Raw genomic sequence first — 3,332 nt, forward strand, 5'->3', positions numbered from 1 at the left:
GGGGGGCGGACATTATCGTCTATACCCGCAGAAAATCTAATATGTTGGATTTGTGGGAGCACATCGATTGGACATAGGAATGGTCTCTAAGAAGAAATTGAAAACTGGAGCGGCGGAGCCGAAGCGCCTACCACCAACGGCCAAGACCCTACGCGAGCTGTTCCTACTATCGGGCAACGAGTGCGCTTGGGAAGGTTGTAACGCAGTTCTTATCGACAGCGACGGAACAATGATTGGCGACATCGCACATATTGAGGCGGCCATGCCCGGCGGTGAACGGTTCAATCCGGAGATGACCAACGAGCAAAGACGTTCACCTTTCAACCTGATGCTGCTTTGCGCGAGTCACCACCGAAAAATTGATGGCAAGAATTCCACCCTTAAACCTAAGGATCTTCGGAAAATTAAGGCGGCTCACGAAAAGCGGTTTCGGGCAGCAGAAGCATCAATCCTCAAGAGATTCGAAGCCCAGTTTCCGGACCTAACTGCAAACTTGTCAGCGACCCGCCCGCAGACGTTAGCGGCCCTCCTTTCATGTCCAGACGCTGCTGAGTGGTTGTCTGAAGAAGAAACTAAAACGGCCGCAGATGAGATCGGTGACTACGCCGACCGGCTGTCGAACGTTCCTCCCGAATACCGCCAGTTTATACTCGCTGTGATCAAGCGATGCGCGACTCGGGGCATCTGGCAAAACGTCAGCGTTGGCGTGCCATGCGCTGACCTTCAGGGGTCGTTGGGCTTTGGTGCCCATAAGCTAAGGAGGCTGGTCTCCGGTCTCGAAGATCATGGAATGGGGTCGTTTGGGGAAGACATCAACAATCTCTGGACTGTCGATCTCACTGATCCAAGTCAATATATCGGATGGGCCGATATACATAGCTTCTGCGAAGAGACAGATGTCGACCTCGAGCAGTTTGTGATAGAGGCGCAGTTTGGTTTGCTTGATGAGCAATAGCTACGTAACAAGAGGATCAGTAGGGGCCAGCTACATGATTATGACGCGGGGGGAGAAGGCCCTTAACCTCCACCAGCCAAACTGAATCCTACAGCGGTCATTCTATAGATGGCGGTTTTTAATTCATTCAATATGCAGGTGTGAGGCTGCGCTACACGCGCCGACATTTGGTGCCCTGTTGGCCTTCGGTAGCTTCCACCTATCCTATATAGCAATTTAATGGCTGATGCACGATTTTTAGCCCGGCGTTCTTTGATTATTGGAGCATTTGACCAATATATCATTGGACTGCTGTTCCTTGCTTAGGTGCCTCGTCTGATCGTGCTCAAAGCGATAGCTTTCGGACCGAGGGCTGCTGCAGACATGACAACCACAGTAGCCATCGCATTTAGGAGCCGCCCGACAATAGAGCACCCGCTTCGCCGGGGTGCTGAGCCTTGGAATTCTGTCGCCAGACAAACTCGACCTTTGCTGGAATGCGCCACTTTTTAGCAAGGCGATCAACTTCCTTCCATGCATCCGCTGCCGATTGGCCCTGCACTGAGATTCCCAGTCCGGGGACATATTTGTAGCCCTCGCCATCGTAGCTGGTAGCCTTGGATGGAATGCCCAATTCTCTTACGAGCTTCTCACCCTCAAAGCCCTTAGCCTTCACGCGCGCTATCATAAAATGCAAGATTGAGGCCCAAGTGGGATTCTTGATTGTCTTTCCGTCAATTATCGCCTTCATCGGCTTGGTAAAAGTGAGGCTCGGCGCCACATCGAACATCCGAGTGCCGTTAGTGGAAACTATAGCAACGCCTTCTGTTTCGTCGTCATGTTCGATCCCGAGTTGCTCCATAGCTTCCCGAACAATGTGGTCGATGGTTTCGCTCGGCGACTTAGTTTTGAACCAAGTCTTAAGCGTGCTGATGTGAGCAAAAGTAACATCGTTTATTCTAACCACAGGCATCATGATCTTCTCCGATAATGGGGCTACAGAGTATATGTTACATATAGATTCAAATTTAGCCAATCAAAAAGTTACATATTCCATATAATGGGCAGTAAGCTCTCTCCACTTGGGGCGACCTCGTTCGCATAGGGACCTTCCAAAAACGCTCATTTGTTGAACAGCGTGCGCCCAGCCCCATTGACGCCACCAAAAACCCCCTTCAAAACTAAAGTAGTTATTGAAGGTTTTTGGGAGAGGTTTGGCAATGATTATCGGTTACGCCCGCGTGTCCACCGAAGACCAACATCTGGACACACAGATTTCTGCGCTGGAAGGCGTCGGGGCGGGGCGAATTTTCGCTGAAAAAATTTCAGGCACAAAACGAGCTCGGCCAGAACTGGAGCACATGATTGATCAACTCCGCGATGGAGATGTCGTTGTTGTCACCAAGTATGACCGCCTTAGCCGGTCATTGCAGGATTTGCTTACCATTGTGGAGGTCATCCGCGCGAAAGGTTGCGGTTTTCGATCGCTGGCCGAGGACATCGACACTACGACCCCAGCTGGACGACTGGTTTTTCATGTCTTTGCCTCCATTGCGCAATTTGAACGCGAACGGATCGCAGAAAGGACAAAGGAAGGTCTGGCGGCAGCCCGTAGGCGCGGCCGCGTTGGTGGGCGACCACCTGCTCTCTCCAAAGAGCGTCGGGCTGAGGTCCAGCGCATGCGAGATCAAGAGGGCCGGGGTATTGGCGAATTGGCACGACTGTTCCAAGTTTCTCCAAACACTATCAGACGCGCATGAGACAGTTACGCTTTTTTGGGGCTTTTCTAACGTTGCTGACCGCGGGGTCGTAAGCGTCTCTACATGACAGACGCGGCATTCATGAACAGCACTCCCTGCCCTGCCAGCCATCGAAATATTGCGTTATCGCCGCGTGGTCGGTCAGGCGGACTCCGACCTTGCTTTGGATCGTGTTCCGGCCATGAATGTCCCGATCGGTGTCAGGTTCTTGTTCATCGTCGTTAGAGCCGACTGAAGTAGGCGTTTTAGGCTGGTCGCGATTCCGACGCGTTGAGCAGCACTCACCTTCAAAGACTCGGCCGGTAGTGTGTTATATATGTGTTAATAAAGGTGTTACGAGAATCGGCGAGTTTGTAAGCGTATGTTTCTACAGGATGAATACTCACTTTATTTGATCGGCGGTGGGTAGAGTATCGATCAATGGTGGGTAGGTAACTCAAAAGAGTGGGTAGACTATCGAAGAAAGTGGGTAGACTATTGAAGAACGGTGTGTTGAGTTTCGAGGAACTTAGCGATCTGGTGGTAGGTCGTCGGAAGCCGGTGGGTAGAGTATCGAGCAATGGCAAGACCTAAAAAAAGAACAGCTCTTTTACCCGAAAGACACACAGAACCTGACTTATTTGTGTGTGATATCCTTG

Annotated in this window: 3 protein-coding genes; 2 read left to right on the top strand and 1 reads right to left on the bottom strand. The window is 51.3% G+C overall.

Annotated features, from left to right (window positions below):
• The first annotated feature begins 79 nt into the window (after positions 1–79).
• On the top strand, positions 80–955 hold the full coding sequence (locus BM229_RS17950) for a hypothetical protein (protein WP_093929009.1): 876 nt from the start codon (positions 80–82) through the stop codon (positions 953–955).
• Between the two features lie 388 nt (positions 956–1,343).
• On the opposite strand, the gene BM229_RS17955 is transcribed toward BM229_RS17950, so the two are convergent.
• Positions 1,344–1,910, bottom strand: coding sequence for a T4SS efffector SepA family protein (locus tag BM229_RS17955; protein WP_093929010.1), 567 nt, complete (start codon positions 1,908–1,910; stop codon positions 1,344–1,346).
• Between the two features lie 244 nt (positions 1,911–2,154).
• Here BM229_RS17955 and BM229_RS17960 point away from each other — a divergent pair, with 244 nt between their 5' ends.
• The gene (locus tag BM229_RS17960; protein WP_093929011.1) at positions 2,155–2,694 is read left to right on the top strand and encodes a recombinase family protein; all 540 of its coding nucleotides are present in this window, start codon (positions 2,155–2,157) and stop codon (positions 2,692–2,694) included.
• The last annotated feature ends 638 nt before the right edge of the window (positions 2,695–3,332 follow it).

The organism is Sulfitobacter dubius, from assembly GCF_900113435.1.
In the GTDB taxonomy this organism is placed as follows: Bacteria; Pseudomonadota; Alphaproteobacteria; order Rhodobacterales; family Rhodobacteraceae; genus Sulfitobacter; species Sulfitobacter dubius.

Excerpts from the sequence above, each read along its gene's own strand:
- BM229_RS17950 (WP_093929009.1), top strand. The coding sequence starts at position 80 with ATGGTCTCTAAGAAGAAATTGAAAACTGGAGCGGCGGAGCCGAAGCGC.
- BM229_RS17955 (WP_093929010.1), bottom strand. The coding sequence starts at position 1,910 with ATGATGCCTGTGGTTAGAATAAACGATGTTACTTTTGCTCACATCAGC.
- BM229_RS17960 (WP_093929011.1), top strand. The coding sequence starts at position 2,155 with ATGATTATCGGTTACGCCCGCGTGTCCACCGAAGACCAACATCTGGAC.